At 57.1% G+C, this 14,999-nt stretch carries 16 protein-coding genes; 5 read left to right on the top strand and 11 right to left on the bottom strand.

Annotation, left to right across the window (positions count from 1 at the left end; all coding sequences use genetic code 11):
• Window positions 1-110 precede the first annotated feature (110 nt).
• Window positions 111-1,751, top strand: a complete 1,641-nt coding sequence (gene pgm / locus WG29040_RS00470) for a phosphoglucomutase (alpha-D-glucose-1,6-bisphosphate-dependent) (RefSeq protein WP_010657036.1) — start codon at window positions 111-113, stop codon at window positions 1,749-1,751.
• Between the two features lie 66 nt (window positions 1,752-1,817).
• Here the strand turns inward: pgm and WG29040_RS00475 are convergent, their stop codons facing one another.
• The 4 genes from WG29040_RS00475 to WG29040_RS00490 all read right to left on the bottom strand — a co-directional run bounded on the left by WG29040_RS00475 (window position 1,818) and on the right by WG29040_RS00490 (window position 5,774).
• Window positions 1,818-3,689: a DUF3857 domain-containing transglutaminase family protein gene (locus WG29040_RS00475; RefSeq protein WP_127195358.1), complete on the bottom strand. Its 1,872-nt coding sequence runs from the start codon at window positions 3,687-3,689 to the stop codon at window positions 1,818-1,820.
• Window positions 3,690-3,852: 163 nt separating this feature from the next.
• A complete protein-coding gene (locus WG29040_RS00480) occupies window positions 3,853-4,335 on the bottom strand; it encodes a YbaK/EbsC family protein (protein WP_003445761.1) in 483 nt (160 codons plus the stop codon).
• A gap of 77 nt (window positions 4,336-4,412) precedes the next feature.
• Entirely contained in the window at window positions 4,413-5,423 is a 1,011-nt protein-coding gene (locus WG29040_RS00485; protein WP_003445759.1) for an NAD(P)-dependent alcohol dehydrogenase, read from the bottom strand.
• Between the two features lie 54 nt (window positions 5,424-5,477).
• Window positions 5,478-5,774 carry a helix-turn-helix transcriptional regulator gene (locus WG29040_RS00490; protein WP_010657033.1) on the bottom strand — a complete coding sequence of 99 codons (297 nt, stop codon included), beginning with the start codon at window positions 5,772-5,774 and terminating at the stop codon, window positions 5,478-5,480.
• A 192-nt stretch (window positions 5,775-5,966) separates the two neighbouring features.
• On the opposite strand from WG29040_RS00490, the gene hemB reads away from it, so the two are divergent.
• Window positions 5,967-6,941, top strand: a complete 975-nt coding sequence (gene hemB, locus WG29040_RS00495; protein ID WP_003445756.1) for a porphobilinogen synthase — start codon at window positions 5,967-5,969, stop codon at window positions 6,939-6,941.
• 90 nt (window positions 6,942-7,031) lie between these two features.
• Window positions 7,032-7,796 (top strand): 5'/3'-nucleotidase SurE, encoded by a 765-nt coding sequence (gene surE, locus WG29040_RS00500; RefSeq protein WP_127195359.1) that lies wholly within the window; start codon window positions 7,032-7,034, stop codon window positions 7,794-7,796.
• A gap of 8 nt (window positions 7,797-7,804) precedes the next feature.
• Here surE and WG29040_RS00505 read toward each other — a convergent pair whose 3' ends face one another.
• The gene (locus WG29040_RS00505) at window positions 7,805-8,740 is read right to left on the bottom strand and encodes a LysR family transcriptional regulator (protein ID WP_003445752.1); all 936 of its coding nucleotides are present in this window, start codon (window positions 8,738-8,740) and stop codon (window positions 7,805-7,807) included.
• 474 nt (window positions 8,741-9,214) lie between these two features.
• On the opposite strand from WG29040_RS00505, the gene WG29040_RS00510 reads away from it, so the two are divergent.
• Window positions 9,215-10,510, top strand: a complete 1,296-nt coding sequence (locus tag WG29040_RS00510; protein WP_003445751.1) for a Wzz/FepE/Etk N-terminal domain-containing protein — start codon at window positions 9,215-9,217, stop codon at window positions 10,508-10,510.
• Here WG29040_RS00510 and modC read toward each other — a convergent pair.
• The 6 genes from modC to WG29040_RS00540 all read right to left on the bottom strand — a co-directional run bounded on the left by modC (window position 10,502) and on the right by WG29040_RS00540 (window position 14,341).
• The gene (modC, locus tag WG29040_RS00515) at window positions 10,502-11,590 is read right to left on the bottom strand and encodes a molybdenum ABC transporter ATP-binding protein (RefSeq protein ID WP_127195360.1); all 1,089 of its coding nucleotides are present in this window, start codon (window positions 11,588-11,590) and stop codon (window positions 10,502-10,504) included. The genes WG29040_RS00510 and modC overlap by 9 nt on opposite strands.
• Before the next feature lie 2 nt (window positions 11,591-11,592).
• Window positions 11,593-12,273, bottom strand: a complete 681-nt coding sequence (gene modB, locus WG29040_RS00520; RefSeq protein WP_003445736.1) for a molybdate ABC transporter permease subunit — start codon at window positions 12,271-12,273, stop codon at window positions 11,593-11,595.
• On the bottom strand, window positions 12,274-13,041 hold the full coding sequence (gene modA, locus WG29040_RS00525; protein WP_127195361.1) for a molybdate ABC transporter substrate-binding protein: 768 nt from the start codon (window positions 13,039-13,041) through the stop codon (window positions 12,274-12,276).
• 121 nt (window positions 13,042-13,162) lie between these two features.
• Complete coding sequence (gene alkB / locus WG29040_RS00530) at window positions 13,163-13,819, bottom strand: DNA oxidative demethylase AlkB (RefSeq protein WP_127195362.1); 657 nt, start codon at window positions 13,817-13,819, stop codon at window positions 13,163-13,165.
• 3 nt (window positions 13,820-13,822) lie between these two features.
• Complete coding sequence (locus WG29040_RS00535) at window positions 13,823-14,002, bottom strand: hypothetical protein (RefSeq protein ID WP_003445731.1); 180 nt, start codon at window positions 14,000-14,002, stop codon at window positions 13,823-13,825.
• A 36-nt stretch (window positions 14,003-14,038) separates the two neighbouring features.
• Window positions 14,039-14,341: a DUF1883 domain-containing protein gene (locus WG29040_RS00540; protein ID WP_003445729.1), complete on the bottom strand. Its 303-nt coding sequence runs from the start codon at window positions 14,339-14,341 to the stop codon at window positions 14,039-14,041.
• A gap of 210 nt (window positions 14,342-14,551) precedes the next feature.
• On the opposite strand from WG29040_RS00540, the gene WG29040_RS00545 reads away from it, so the two are divergent.
• Window positions 14,552-14,902 (top strand): hypothetical protein, encoded by a 351-nt coding sequence (locus WG29040_RS00545; RefSeq protein ID WP_003445727.1) that lies wholly within the window; start codon window positions 14,552-14,554, stop codon window positions 14,900-14,902.
• The last annotated feature ends 97 nt before the right edge of the window (window positions 14,903-14,999 follow it).

Below are 14,999 nucleotides of genomic sequence, written 5' to 3' on the forward strand. Positions count from 1 at the left end.
ATTTAAGTGCAAAACAGGTGCACTTGCAGGGATAGATTGCTTCGCGCCAGTGTCGAACTGCCAGTAAACTGCCTTTTTTCCTCTGAATCATTTATTTCCCGAGGTTTTGCATGACTCTCAGTCCTCTTGCGGGCAAACCGGCTCCTGCGAAATTGCTGGTCGATATTGCGCGACTGGTGACCGCTTATTACACCGGTCAACCTGATGCAGCGATCGCCACCCAGCGTGTGGCCTTTGGTACTTCCGGTCACCGCGGCAGTTCGTTTGAGCTGAGTTTCAATGAGTGGCATGTATTGGCCATCAGCCAGGCCATTTGCCTGTACCGGCAGATGAAAGGCATCAATGGTCCGCTGTTTGTCGGCATCGACACCCATGCACTGTCGACGCCTGCTGGTGCCAGTGCGCTGGAAGTGTTTGCCGCCAATGGCGTCGAAACCATGATCGCCGCCAATGACGAATACACCCCGACGCCGGCCATTTCCCACGCCATTATTTGCTACAACCGCGGTCGGACTTCAGGCCTGGCCGATGGTGTGGTTATTACACCATCGCACAACCCGCCTGAAAGCGGCGGTTTCAAGTACAACCCGCCTAACGGCGGCCCGGCCGATACCGATGTCACCAAGTGGATCGAGGCCAAGGCCAACGAGTTACTGGCAGCCAGGCTGGCGGGTGTCAAACGCATCAGCTACGAACAGGCCTTGAAGGCCGGCACCACCCATCGTCACGACTACCTGAATACCTATGTCGCCGATCTGAAGAACGTGATCGACATGGATACCCTGCGCGGCGCCAACCTGCGTCTTGGCGTGGACCCATTGGGCGGCGCGGGCGTGAACTACTGGCCGGCGATCGGCGAGCACTACGGCTTGAACCTGGAAGTGGTGAACACCTCGGTAGATCCAACCTTCCGCTTCATGTGTGTGGACTGGGACGGGCGCATCCGCATGGACCCGTCCTCCAGCTATGCCATGCAGGGGTTGATTGGCCTTAAAGAGCGTTTCGACGTGGCTTTTGCCTGCGACCCCGACCATGACCGCCACGGCATTGTTACCCCTTCAGGCGGTCTGTTGGCCCCCAACAACTACCTGGCAGTGTCCATCGACTATCTGTTCCAGAACCGTCCGCACTGGCGTGCAGACGCAGCCGTTGGCAAGACCGTTGTCAGCAGCGGGCTGATTGACCGCGTTGCTGCCCGTCTGGGCCGCCGCCTGTACGAAGTGCCGGTGGGCTTCAAATGGTTTGCCGATGGCCTGTTTGAAGGCTCGCTGGGCTTTGGTGGCGAAGAAAGCGCCGGGGCTTCATTCCTGCGCCTGGACGGCAGTGTCTGGTCGACAGACAAGGACGGCCTGATTCCTTCGCTGCTGGCCGCAGAAATGACGGCCCGTACCGGTCGTGATCCTTCGCAGCTGTATCAGCAAATGACCGAAGACCTGGGCCTGCCGTTCTCGACCCGGGTCGATGCCAAGGCTACCCCGCAACAGAAAGCCCTGCTTGGCAAGCTGTCGCCGGAGCAAGTCAAATCCACAAGCCTGGCCGGCGAAGACATTACCGGGATTCTCAGTCATGCGCCCGGTAACGATCAGGCAATTGGCGGACTCAAGGTGATGACTAAAAACGGCTGGTTTGCGGCACGCCCTTCTGGCACTGAAGACATTTACAAAATCTACGCCGAGAGCTTTATCGGTGACGAGCACCTGAGCCGTCTGGTAGAAGAAGCCCAGGTGTTGGTGGATACCGCGATCGCCTGATTGCGGACTCAAAAAAAGCCTGGCCCCCGCAAGAGGGCCAGGCTTTTTTGCAGCTGTTTGATTAACTCAGGCCGCGGTTTGCAGTGTCACCACTTGCTGCATCTGATCGTTGCAGTTTCTGGCTTCCTTGAGCATTGCTTCGAAAGGGCCGCTCATGATGTCGTCATGGCTCAGCCAGCGTTGCTTTTGTGTCAGGCGGTACTGGTAGCGGTAATGGCCCTCGACCTGTTTGCCATTGAGGTCCATGTCGAACCAGGGCGAACGAACGGTGCAGCTCTTGATGTTCTGCGCAACCTGTAGCCCTGACAGGGTGATCTCGTAGTCCATGGTTTCAGGATCTTCCAGATACAAATCGGCCTTTTGCCCGGTGCGGCGGTAATTGACCAAATCATCCCAGCGTTCAGTCATGAAGGCGGGCTGGTACACGCTTTGGCCCGAGAGTGTCTTCAATGGGCGCAGGTCGGTCAGTTCGGCCTTGACCTGATACTTGTGGGGTACCACAAACCCGGTGGCTGAGCGTGTAATCGTGCAATCGGTCTGTTCCTTGCTGAACCGGTCGCAAAGGTCCTGGTCGGTACCAGAAATACCCGACTGGTTATCGGCCACACTCAGTCTCATCAGGCGCATCTGGCTCATTTCGATGTCGGCGCTGGTGCGCGCGGTGCCATCAGGGTTGAAGTGTTCCTGTTTCCGTACCAGGGTGCTGACAACAGGTTCTTCTTGCGGGATATGTTCCCGGCGAACTGCGCCTTGCGGGTCTATCACCAGTGCCCAGCGATCCTGAATATCCGGCATGGAGCGCCCCGGCGAGAACACCGGATTGGTCGGGTCGAGCCACCAGACTTTACCGTTGACCCGCGCCCGTACGATGGCGTGGTTGGGTGCTGAGGTGCCCGGCAGCAACAACCCCAGGCTCATGTTGCCACGGCTGACCCAGGTGGTCTGCGCGTCGATGCCGCTTGCGTTGAGCATGGCTGTGAGCAGTACCGCCAGGTCTTTGCAGTCGCCATAGCCGCGGTCTTCGATTTCAGCGAGGGTGAAAGGCACATAGCCCCGATCGCTGGCTCGCCAGTCGCCCAGATAACGATAGTTATCGTGGATATGCTGCATCAGGCCCGATACCTGTTGCTCCGGCGGCAAGCCTTTAAGGCCGGCCACTGCCCTGGCACTGATGGCAGGCAGTCTGGCTGCGGTAATTTCGGTGTAGCGCCGGGCAAAATCGCCGAAGTAATCCTGCAAGCTGCTCGAACTGCCCAGTTCAACCCTTGGCAGCTGGCGAATATAAGCGTTGCCGGCTTCATTGACATAATTCACGAAGCGCGGTGCCTTCTGTTCAATGACCAGGCTTTTGTTGTCGGCCGACGGAGTAAAGCTGAAGTCTTCCATCATTTCGCTGCGCCACACGATTGGCTTTTCAGCGCTGAAGCTGTTTTTAAAACGGTCCATACGCACCGCATTGGGGGGGAACATCAGCACATAGTGAAACTCATGACTCAGCGGCTTGGCTGCTATGTGTTCGCGCAGGGTATAGCTCACCATCGTGCCGATTCGCAGGTTGGGGAAGGCGATCGAGGTTTGCTTCAAGCGTAAAAAACCCTGGTCCGGGTTCGGTGCCATTCGGGTGTCGATTTGTGTGTCAGCCAGTGCCACTGGTTTGGCGCCCGGTTGGGTCGATTCGGCCTTGATTATTTCCAGGCGGTCAGACTCCGGGAAGCTGAAGTCGATACGCGAAATCATTTCGCGACCGTTATTGGTGAGGATGGTGTAGCTATAGGTTGAGGTGCAGTCGTAGCTGGTGTCCGCGTTGAAGTGACAGGATCTGTCCGATTCACCGGCCAGAGCGGCCTCGGATACGGGTTGAAAGGCCGCTGAAGCGGGCAGGGTGAAAATCCCCAGGGTGGCGCAAATCAAGGATTTGCTGAAAGAAAAGCGGTGCATGGGCGCCTCAATTAGTCCTTTAAAAAAGCACCCGGCCACGCATTTGTTGGTTTATTGAAGCCGAGGCAGGGTGCAGATGAAGTGGATAATGATAATCGATAGCATCCATATTTTCCATATGCACAGCCGCCATGCGCCCCTGTAAGCCCTGTAATAGAGCGGTTTAAACGGTCTCTTCGGTTTGGCTGGCCTGGCAGACATCGACCCATTGGGCATTGACCAGTTCGGCCATTCGGTCGGGGCTGATACGCACAGCGGTGTGGGTAGCGCCGGCTGCAGGCATCACTTCAGTGAAGGCTTTAAGGGAAATGTCGCAATATACCGCCAGATCGGTCGCCAGCCCGAACGGGCAAACGCCGCCAACGGGGTGACTGGTCAGGGCCACGACAGTATCGGCATCAAGCATCTTGGCTTTGCTGCCCAGGGCATTCTTGATTTTTTTGTTATCGATACGCGCATCGCCACGGGCAACCAGCAGCACATTGCGTTCACCGACACGAAAGGCCAGGGTCTTGGCGATCTGGCCGGGCTCAACGCCGTGGGCTTGGGCAGCCAGAGCTACGGTAGCGGTACTGGTGGCCAGCTCAATGATGTGCAGGTCGGGTGCTTTGGCGAGGAAAAATGCGCGGACAGATTCAAGACTCATCAGGCTTAGCTCTCTGGGTAAATGCCTGAATCTAGAGAAGCCGGTGACGCACTGTCAATGCGCCACCGGTGATGGGGTCAGATGTCCAGCACGATCTTGCCAAAATGCTGGTTGGTTTCCTGGTACTTGAACGCCTCGACAATCTCGCTCAGCGGGAAGTGCCGGTCGATGACCGGGCGCATGCCGCTGGCATTGATCGCCCGTACCATGTCCTGTTGCTGGCTGCGGCTTCCTACCAGTACCCCTTGCAGACGCACTTGCTTGATCAGTGCCGGGACAAAGTTCATGGCGCCGCTGGTGCCGCTCAAAATACCGATGATCGAGATATGCCCGGCCACGCGAATGGCGATCATCGACTGTTCAAGGGTCTCCGGACCGCCGACTTCGATGATGTGGTCCACCCCGCGACCGCCGGTGAGCGCACGGGCCGTCTCGCCCCAGGCAGTGTCCTTGCGGTAGTTGATGACGTGGTCAGCGCCCAGTGCTTTGAGACGCTCGAGTTTTTCATCGCTGGAAGAGGTCGCGATCACGGTGGCGCCGGCCATTTTGGCGAATTGCAGGGCGAAAATCGAAACCCCGCCCGTGCCCTGGACCAGCACCGTGTCGCCGGGCTTGAGCGAGTCATCGGCCATCAAGGCGCGCCATGCGGTCAGACCTGCGGTGGTCAGGGTAGAGGCCTGGGCGTGGCTGTAGCCGGTGGGGGCGAGGGTAAACGAGGTGGCCTTGGCTGTGACTTGCTCACGGGCATAACCATCGATGCCATCACCGGGTACGCTGACAAAGCCCTCAACCAGCGGGGTGCCGTCGATCCACTCCGGGAAGAAAGTGCTGACCACCGAATCGCCGACCTTGAACTCGCTGACCGCACTGCCGACGGCAATCACTTCACCGGCGCCATCCGCCATGGGAATACGTTTTTGACTCGGTCCCCACATGCCGCTTACCACGGCGAAGTCGTGATAGTTCAGGGAGTTGGCATGTAAACGTACAGTGATTTCACCACTGTCAGGTGCGCGTGCTTCGCTGCTGCCAACGACCACATTTGGATAACCGCCGCCGGGTTCAACGAAGATAGTTTTAATGCTCACGGGATGTCCTCAAGTTTTCACATTACGCAAAATAACGAAATGATCGGTTAAAAATTACAACTCGACTTTCAGCCTAGCCGCAAAGTCATCTATCGCCTGCTCATTGCGCCGGTAGTACGTCCACTTGCCGATGCGTGTGGTGAGGACAAAGCCTGCACGCTGCAAAATGGCCAGGTGCGCCGAAGCAGTGGAAGGGGAAAGACCGGCCTTGTGCTGCAAATGGGTCACGCACACGCCGATTGCAGGATCGCCATGGTCCTGGCGCGGGAAATTGCTGAGCGGGTCTTTGAGCCACTCCATCATTTGCATGCGAGTGTCATTACCCAGGGCTTTGAGCTGTTCAAGAATCATGGTCGGCGATGTTACGCTTTTTTACGAAATGTACAACCGGAGCCTATGCGCCATGGTTGCAGTCACTGCCTGCGACAACAGGCCGCAGGCCGGCCGGATGTTTTGCAATTGCAGGGTCAATCCTGTATTTGTTGCGCCATTGAGCCTTGGCCAAGGCTCGTCTGTCTATGAACCTGCCCATCAGGAACCATGATGCCTAACCAGTTCCCTTCTGTTCGTCCCCGCCGCCTGCGCCGCTCGCAAACCCTGCGCGACATGTTTCAGGAAACCGAATTCAGCCTTAACGACCTGGTGCTGCCGATTTTTGTCGAAGAAGAAATCGACGACTTCGTACCTATCACCAGCATGCCGGGTGTGATGCGTATTCCCGAGTCCAAACTGGCCGGCGAAATCGAACGCTATGCCCGTGCAGGGATCAAGTCGGTGATGGCATTTGGCGTGTCGCACCATCTGGATGCCACAGGTAGCGATTCATGGCGTGAAGACGGTCTGGTGTCGCGCATGGCCCGTATCTGCAAGGATACCGCCCCGGAAATGATCGTGATGAGTGACACCTGCTTCTGCGAGTACACCTCCCACGGTCATTGCGGTGTGATGCACGATCATGGCGTGGACAATGATGCGACCCTGATCAATCTGGGCAAGCAGGCCGTTGCCGCCGCTGCGGCAGGCGCTGATTTCATCTCGCCTTCTGCGGCCATGGATGGTCAGGTTCAGGCCATCCGCAGCGCGCTGGATGCTGCCGGGTTTATTGACACTTCGATCATGGCGTACTCCACCAAGTTCGCTTCGGCACTCTATGGTCCTTTCCGTGAGGCAGGTGGCAGCGCGTTGAAAGGCGATCGCAAGTCGTACCAGATGAACCCGATGAATCGTCGCGAAGCGATTCGCGAGTCGCTGCTGGACGAGCAGGAGGGTGCCGACGTGTTGATGGTCAAGCCCGCCGGCGCGTACCTGGACATCATTCGTGACGTCCGTGAAGCCTCGCGTCTACCTCTGGCGGCGTATCAGGTCAGCGGCGAGTACGCGATGATCAAGTTCGGCGCCCTGGCCGGAGCCATCGACGAAGCGCGGGTGGTTCGTGAAAGCCTGGGCTCGATCAAGCGGGCCGGCGCAGACATGATTCTGACCTACTTTGCGATGGATCTGGCATTGCAGGGCATCTAGCAGGAGCGTCGAGCGGCAAGTTGCGAGCCGGGCAATCCGGGCTTTTGCCTTGCCGTTCTGGGCGACTCCCCAACAACAAGGAGTTCAGGAATGACGGTCGCTCGACTGCAACGAATTTTGATTACCAATGATGACGGGATCGACGCCCCGGGTCTTGAGGCCCTTGAGGCTGTGGCTCGGGAACTGGCAGACGAAGTCTGGGTGGTCGCCCCGGACCATGACCAGAGCGGTATTTCCACCGCCATCAGCATCCATCACCCGTTGCGGGTGACTGCCCGTGGCGAGCGGCGTTTTTCTGTGTCCGGAACCCCGGCCGACTGTGTTGCGATGGCCTTGCAGCAGTTGATGGACAGCCCGCCGCAGCTATTGCTGTCCGGCATCAACAAAGGCGCCAATCTGGGGGTCGAAACCCTGTACTCCGGCACGGTGGGAGCGGCGATGACCGGCCTGTTGCTGGGCATCCCCTCCATTGCCCTGAGCCAGTACTTTACCCGTCGCGACTCGGTGCGCTGGGACACGGCCCGCACACTGGCGCCCGGGGTGATTCGCCAGTTGCTGGGCAAGGGCTGGGAGCAATCAGCGTGCCTGAACATCAACTTCCCGGACGTTGCGCCCGAGCAGGCCGGCCCCGTACAGATCACCCGCCAGGGCCATGGCCGTATGGACGGGGTGAGTGTGAACGAGCGCACGGACTTTCGCGAGTCCAGCTATTACTGGCTCAGTATTACCCGCCACCAGCACCCCGAAGCCGCCGATACAGAAACCCGGGTTGTCACCCAGGGCGGGATTTCGGTGACCCCACTGCAGTTCGATCGCACCGCCCAGGCCTTGCGCGAGCAACTGCAGCAAGGGTAAGTCTGACGCTATGCCCAATGCGCCGGGTCATCGACGATGGCCTGGTGCTGATCAAGCACCTTCGGAATTTCCTGCTTGAGAAACTCGACCCAGGTTTTGACCTTGGCATCCAGAAAGCGTCGCGAGGGGTAAAGCGCGTAGATGCTTTTTTCGTGCAACCGGTATTGAGGCAACAGGCGCACCAGCGCACCGCGCTGATAGGAACCGACCGCCACGTAATCCGGCAACAGGCAAACCCCGAGTCCGGCTTCGGCGGCCTGGGCCATCGCTTCAGCAACGTTGACCTGAAACACGCTGCCGGGGCGAATCGACTGTTCACCCTGATCATCGCGGAAGGTCCAGCTGTCGGTAAACAGCGGGTCAACCAGATGCAGGCAGCGGTGCTGGTTGAGGTCGTCGGGAGTCTTGGGCGTGCCCTGGCTTTGCAGGTAGGACGGTGCGGCGCTGATGACGCTGAAGATACTCCCCAGTTGCTGGCCGATCATTTCCGAGTCGGGCAGGTTGGCCGATAACGTGATCACCACGTCATGGCCTTCTTCAAGCAAGTCGGGTTGACGTTGAGACAGGGTCAGATCGACATCGACCTGCGGGTACAGCTGCGAATAACGGGCCACCAGTGGCGCCAGGAGCTGGATCCCCAGCCCGGTGGTGGACTGTACGCGTAAATGGCCGCGGGGAATCAGATGGGCACCGGCCGCTTCGGCATTTGCGTCCTCTATTTCGCCAAGAATCATTCGGCAGCGCTCAAGATAGCGCGCACCTACCTCCGTCAATGCCAGCCGCCGTGTGCTGCGCTGCAGCAGCCTGGCTTGCAGCGAGGATTCAAGTTCAGACAGCAAGCGCGAGGTTTGCGCTGTGGAATAGCCCAGCGCCTGAGCCGCAGCGGTAAAACTGCCTGTCTCGACCACACGGACAAACACCCGCATTGCCTGATAAATATCCATGCTGATTATTACCTCACACGTAATCGTGCTTTTTTGTGGCGGCAATAATTACACAGACCGTGAAAATATTCCGCCATCTGATAGCGCTACCCAAGGGCGCGTACAGGCAGTAATGGCTGCGGGCTGGATGCCCTGAAGCATGGCGGTGGGCGCAGGTGCGTCAGCAGTGGGACTGCTGCGATAGCGGGTAGAAAAGCAGTTGGCCAGGATCAGTATGATATTTCGTCGTAGGAGAAATCTGAAAATTAGCAGTAGCACATTATTGGAAGTGTGAAGTAAGTAATTTAATCGAAAAAAACGACAGCCAGTCTCTAGATAAACCTTGATTTCATTCTGGTATGTAGTTGATTCTAAAGCAGAGGGATCTTTTCTCTTAATAGGCTGTCAGACACTACGCTTATTTTTAAGGCGCAGTTAAGCGTTAATTGTCAAGAGGTGAACTCGCCAAGGAGTTCAGTTCACAGGGCGTATACTTTGAAAAAAACCGAGCAGCAGCGAACAGGCAACTCAAGCGCAGAGATCGATCTGTTGGACCTGTTTCATTCGTTCTGGCAGCAAAAAAAGTTGATCGCGGGAGCCATGGGCGCTGCCGGTTGTATTGCCCTGGGCTACGTCCTGTTGGCGCAGCCTGTCTATCAGGCCAGTTCCCTGTTGCGTCCTGCGGCCATCAACGAGCTTGATGCGCTTAACCGTTCGGATGTCTACACGCTTCCCCCTCGAGACGCGTTGCTCAAGATCGGTTCGGCACTGGAGTCCTACGACACTCGCTACAGTTACTTCCGCTCCCATGAAGAGTTGTTCAAGCCGCTGGCACGCAAAGGCCGTACGCTTGAGCAAAGTTTTGAGATTTTCAATCGTGATGCGATCACTCTGATCCAGCCCGATCCGAAGCAAGCGGCTTCATTGAGCCCGTATATCAAACTGGAAATTACCTATCCGGATACGCTCAATGGCGTTGAGATCCTCAACGGTTTTGTTGAATACGCTATCAATAGCCAGCGTGAGCAAATCAGTGCCGACCTGAAAGTCATCATCAATAACCGGCTCAGGGAGCTGGACGGAAAGATCAATGCTGCACGTTCAGCCTACCAGTCCGATAAAGAGGGTGAGATTGCTGCGCTGACCGAGTCAGACAAGGTCAAGTCGGCAAAACTCAAGGACGAATTAAAGGCCTTGCGCTTGCAGCTCAGAGCCGAACGCGATTCACGCATTGCGCAGTTGAACGAAGCCATTGCCATCGCCACCTCATTGGGTATCAGCCGTCCGACCACTCCCTCGTCGATGGGTGATGTGGCTCAAGGCGGGTCCTCCAATCTCATGCGCACTGAAATCACTTCACAGGCTACGCCGCTGTACTTCATGGGTACTCAGGCGCTGCAAGCAGAGCGCGCAGCCTTGCTCAAGCGCACCTCTGATGATTTTACGGACAAAAGAGTTTCGGAGATCGGCAAGGAACTGCAGCTGCTTGAGACCAACCGTCAGGTCGAAATGCTCGGCAGGCGTACCAACGAAGACCTGTTCCTGAAAAACATCGATCCGTTGCGCGCAGAAGTGGCACGTCTGGGCAATTTGAAAACCGATATGAGCCAACTTGGGCTGGTCAGTATTGACCGCCTGGCGCAAGCCCCGATTGATCCGATCAAGCCGAAAAAGGCCTTGATCATCGGACTGGGTCTGGCAGTGGGGCTGTTACTGGGGCTGACCATTGCAACGGCGCGATACCTCATGCAACGCCGCCGTGAACCTTGGCAGGGCAATCACTCAGACTAATACCGCTACCGATTTAACCTGTATCCAGAGGTTTTGCCCCGGATGCAGGTTTAACTGGTCACGGGAGTAGCGGGTGATACGGGCCAGCATTGCACAGCCATCCACATCCAGCCGCACCAGAACATGGGCCTGATTATCAGCCCCGGTTTCGCTGATGACGGTGGCCTGCAGGCTGTTGAGAATGCTGCTGTGCTCACTGGGATCCAGGCTCAGGCTGATGTCGCGGGCCTGTACCTTGAGCCGCAACGTCTGGCCGACTGCCAGCGGCCCATGGGCAACTCTCAGGTGTTGCGTGCTGCCTGGCAGTTGCAGGGTCAGCAGGTTGTAGTGCGCATCATAAGCAGCGACCCTGCCTTCGATCACCACCCCGGCGTCGTCATCCCGAGCAAGGGGTAGATCAAGCCTGGCCAGGGTTTCACCGATCGGACCACTGGCAAGCGCCTTGCCTTCACTGAGCAACACCATATGGTCAGCCAGACGTGCAACTTCGTCCTGGGAGTGACTCACGTAGAGCACCGGAATATCCAGCTCGGCGTGCAGACGTTGCAGATAGGGCAGGATTTCACGCTTGCGCTGGCTGTCCAGAGCCGCCAGCGGCTCGTCCATCAGCAATAGCTTCGGGCTTGTCAGTAGCGCCCGGGCGATACCGACCCGCTGGCGTTCGCCGCCGGACAAATTATTGGGCGTGCGCTGCAGCAGGTGGGTAATGCCCAGCAATTCGGTGGCATGGGCCAGGTCCACCCGCCGCTCATTGCGCGCAATGCGCCGCAGTCCGAACTCCAGATTGGCCAGCACCGACAGGTGCGGGAACAGGCTGGCTTCCTGAAAGATGTAACCCAGTGCGCGTTTATGTACCGGTACGAACAGATTGCTCTGGGTGTCCTGCCAGACTTCATCATTGATTTGCACAAAGGCCTGGCCGGCACGTTCAAGTCCGGCTATGCAGCGCAAGCAGGTAGTTTTCCCCGAGCCGGAATGGCCATAGAGTGCCGTCACCCCCTTGCCGGGCAGTTGCAGGTCCAGGTCCAGGTCAAATCCCGGGTAACTGAGTTGCAGCCGGACATTTATCTGCGAGGTCATGCTCAACTCCAGCTTGCTTGAGATTTGCGGCTCGAGTACAGCGCCAGTAACACCAAAAACGAAAACACCAGCATTGCGCCAGCCAGCCAGTGTGCCTGTGCATACTCCAGGGCTTCGACGTGATCGTAGATCTGTACTGAAACCACCCGGGTTTTCTCGGGAATGTTGCCGCCAATCATCAAGACCACGCCAAATTCACCCACGGTGTGGGCAAAGCCCAAAATTGCAGCAGTGATAAAACCAGGTCGCGCCAGGGGCAGGACCACGCTAAAGAAGGTATCCCACGGATTGGCGCGCAAGGTGGCAGCCACCTCCAGTGGCCTGGGGCCAATGGCCGTAAATGCGTTCTGCAAAGGCTGTACGACAAAGGGCATGGAGTAGATGACCGAGCCTATCACCAGGCCTGCGAAGCTGAAGGTCAGGGTGCCAAGGCCGATGGCCTGGGTGAACTGGCCCACATAACCATGGGGCCCCATCGCCAGTAGCAGATAGAAACCGATCACGGTGGGTGGCAACACCAGAGGCAGGGCGACAATTGCCCCGATCGGTCCCCGTAACCGTGACCGGGTATGGGCCAGCCACAGTGCAATGGGAGTGCCGATCAGAAGCAAAATGACCGTGGTCAGTGACGCCAGTTTCAGGGTCAGCCAGATTGCGGCGAAGTCAGCACTCGAGAGCGTCATTTACAGTTGATAACCGTAGGATTTGATAATGGCCTCGGCTTTCGGTCCTTTCAGGTACTCGGTCAGGGCCTTGGCGGCGGGGTTGTTCTCGCCTTTCTTGAGAATCACTGCGTCTTGCTTGATCGGATCATGCATGGTCTCGGGGATGATCCACGCAGAGCCATGACTGACTTTGCCGTCTTTAAAGATTTGCGACAGGGCGACAAAACCCAGCTCGGCATTACCTGTGGACACGAACTGATAAGCCTGGGTGATGTTCTGGCCTTCAACAATCTTGTCCTTGACCTTGTCGGTCAGGCCCAGTTTAGCCAGCACTTGTGTTGCTGCCAGGCCGTAAGGTGCCGCTTTCGGGTTGGCAATGGACAAATGCTTGAACTGGTTTTTTTCCAGCACCTTGCCGGCATCATCGACATAGCCGTCCTTGGCAGACCACAAGGCCAGAGTGCCAATGGCATAGGTGAAACGGGAGCCAGGAACTATGTCGCCTTCTTTTTCGAGTTTCTCGGGGGTGCTGTCATCGGCCGCCAGAAAAACTTCGAACGGAGCACCGTTTTTAATCTGGGTATAGAACTGTCCGGTGGCGCCATACGCGGCAATCAACTTGTGCCCGGTGTCTTTTTCAAAATCGCTGGCAATAGCCTGAATCGGTGCGGTGAAGTTGGCTGCCACCGCCACCTGCACTTCATCGGCCTGGGCGCCGGTGACAGCGAGACACCCGATCAGTGCAGCAAGTGCGCCGGGGGTAAAGGATCGAACGCGTACATTCATGACGAAACTCCGTTAGAGGCGAGGGCGGCCCATCTTTATTGAGTTGTATCGGGCGCTAGGAAGATAAACGGTATATAAAAAAATACATAGCGTTTTGCTGTCTGGCGCAGTGCCCCGTGACTCAGCCTGCCTTGCGCAGAGTGATATTTATGCGTTGTTCTCCCAATACCGGGTGCTGCCCCGGCTGGATTGGCAGCACACCGTGGTAGCGCAGGCGGTCAACGCCACCCCAGACAACGATGTCACCATGAAATAAGGAAATGCGTTGTGCCGGGTCGCTGCGCTCAAAGCCGCCAAACTGAAAAACAGCCGGCAACCCCAAAGAGATCGAGACAATGGGCGCTTCAAGGGAGCGTTCGTTTTTGTCCTGATGCAGAGACATTTTTGCCCCGGGGACGTAGCAATTGATCAGGCAGGCATCGGGGACGAAATGTTCAAAGCCTGCTGCGCCTGCGGCCGCTTCGGCCAGCGCGAGGAAGGTGTCGGGCATGGCAGGCCAGGGCTGCTTGCGCAACGGGTCGACCGGGCTGTAACTGTAGCCATTGCAATCACTGGTCCAGCCCAATTCGCCACAGCTGCTCAAGCGCGCCGACATGGTGAAACCGCCGGGCGTCTGCATGTGCCGAAAAGGTGACTGGATCAAGACGCCGGCCAGAGCCTGCAAGAGTGCCTCGGCCCACGGCAAGGCAAACCCGTGAAGCACAAACCCCTGCTCGCTGATGCTTTGCAGTCGGGCGGGTTGCTGCAGGTCCTCGTCAGCAAACAGGTCGAGAGTCATTGGTTAAAGCGGCTTGCTCGCTTTGACATCAGTGATCTTGTCGTCCGAGCCGGCGTGAATGATTTCAAGCGCTGCGCGGGCTTCTTCATCGGAGCCGGTGGGTAGCTGTGCAAACTCGAAACGACGCTCGCCGTTGAGTTTGTACTTGATCACGTATTTAGTGGTGTTACGCGTAGTGTCCACAATATTTCCTGTCTTTGAAGGCCGGGGATGTCAGGCTTAGCGGAGTTTGGAGCTGGAGCGACGCACGATCTTGATCGTAGGCTGGAAGCTTGGCTTGCGGGTCACGCTAATCGCCCGGCTGGTAACGGTATCAATGGTGATGTTCCAGAAGCCGGTGCTGGGTGCCGTGATTCTGGCCGGGAAATCCTTGAATGCGCCGCCGTGGTAGGAGTGACGGCCACCATTTTTGAAGCTGCGAAAATGTGCGTCGCTCATCAGGCGAATATTGCAGGGTTGAGAGCACTCGATGACGACAATGTCGTCTTCGTTAAGGTGCTCGCGCTGGTGAATAAATTTCATGGGGGCTCCAAGGGGAGGGCTTTAGCTGAAAAATCAGCAAGATAGCATGTGCTTTAGTCCAAAAAGGAGACTAAAGCCGCATATTATGCCTCGATGCAGACAAGTCTGACGCAAAACGCGGATAATTCGCCACAATTGAATATTTATTCCCTGTGGCCGGGGAGAAAACCTGGAGATCCACTGTCGTAGGATCTTTAACGGAGGAAATGTATGAAGCGGGGCGTTCTGTTGGCAATGCTGGTTTTGGGTGGCTGTGCATCAGTCACGGATATAGAACAGACGCTGCCCACCATGAGTGTGATATCAGGCAAGAAGCCTGATGCGTACGCTCAGTGCCTGGTACAACAACTGTCCAGTACTCGAAGGGCGCCACAAATTGAGCCGCATAAAGAAGGTTTACGAATCATCGTCCCGCAAAAGCTGACGTCGAATCCTACAGCCGTGATTGATATTGAAGAGCGTTCCGGCGGCAGCAGCATCAAGGTCTATGAAAGCATGTCCAACGTGCCGGTGCGTCCGGGAGATATCCGCAAAGCCGCAACCCATTGTATTTCTGGTTGATCGCTGGCAATCCGGGCCCACTGTCCCCTCTGTAAAACCTGACGGCTGCTGCTTGCGGTGTCAGGTTTTTTTGTGCCCGGGATTAAACCCGGTGCAA

Origin of the sequence: Pseudomonas sp. PAMC 29040 (assembly GCF_003994535.1) — a bacterium.
Lineage (GTDB): Bacteria > Pseudomonadota > Gammaproteobacteria > Pseudomonadales > Pseudomonadaceae > Aquipseudomonas > Aquipseudomonas paraversuta.

Coding starts and splice junctions, on each gene's coding strand:
- hemB (WP_003445756.1), top strand. CDS start 5,967: ATGCCTAACCAGTTCCCTTCTGTTCGTCCCCGCCGCCTGCGCCGCTCG.
- modA (WP_127195361.1), bottom strand. CDS start 13,041: ATGAATGTACGCGTTCGATCCTTTACCCCCGGCGCACTTGCTGCACTG.
- WG29040_RS00480 (WP_003445761.1), bottom strand. CDS start 4,335: ATGAGTCTTGAATCTGTCCGCGCATTTTTCCTCGCCAAAGCACCCGAC.
- WG29040_RS00475 (WP_127195358.1), bottom strand. CDS start 3,689: ATGCACCGCTTTTCTTTCAGCAAATCCTTGATTTGCGCCACCCTGGGG.
- modB (WP_003445736.1), bottom strand. CDS start 12,273: ATGACGCTCTCGAGTGCTGACTTCGCCGCAATCTGGCTGACCCTGAAA.
- alkB (WP_127195362.1), bottom strand. CDS start 13,819: ATGACTCTCGACCTGTTTGCTGACGAGGACCTGCAGCAACCCGCCCGA.
- WG29040_RS00505 (WP_003445752.1), bottom strand. CDS start 8,740: ATGGATATTTATCAGGCAATGCGGGTGTTTGTCCGTGTGGTCGAGACA.
- surE (WP_127195359.1), top strand. CDS start 7,032: ATGACGGTCGCTCGACTGCAACGAATTTTGATTACCAATGATGACGGG.
- pgm (WP_010657036.1), top strand. CDS start 111: ATGACTCTCAGTCCTCTTGCGGGCAAACCGGCTCCTGCGAAATTGCTG.
- WG29040_RS00540 (WP_003445729.1), bottom strand. CDS start 14,341: ATGAAATTTATTCACCAGCGCGAGCACCTTAACGAAGACGACATTGTC.
- WG29040_RS00545 (WP_003445727.1), top strand. CDS start 14,552: ATGAAGCGGGGCGTTCTGTTGGCAATGCTGGTTTTGGGTGGCTGTGCA.
- WG29040_RS00490 (WP_010657033.1), bottom strand. CDS start 5,774: ATGATTCTTGAACAGCTCAAAGCCCTGGGTAATGACACTCGCATGCAA.
- modC (WP_127195360.1), bottom strand. CDS start 11,590: ATGACCTCGCAGATAAATGTCCGGCTGCAACTCAGTTACCCGGGATTT.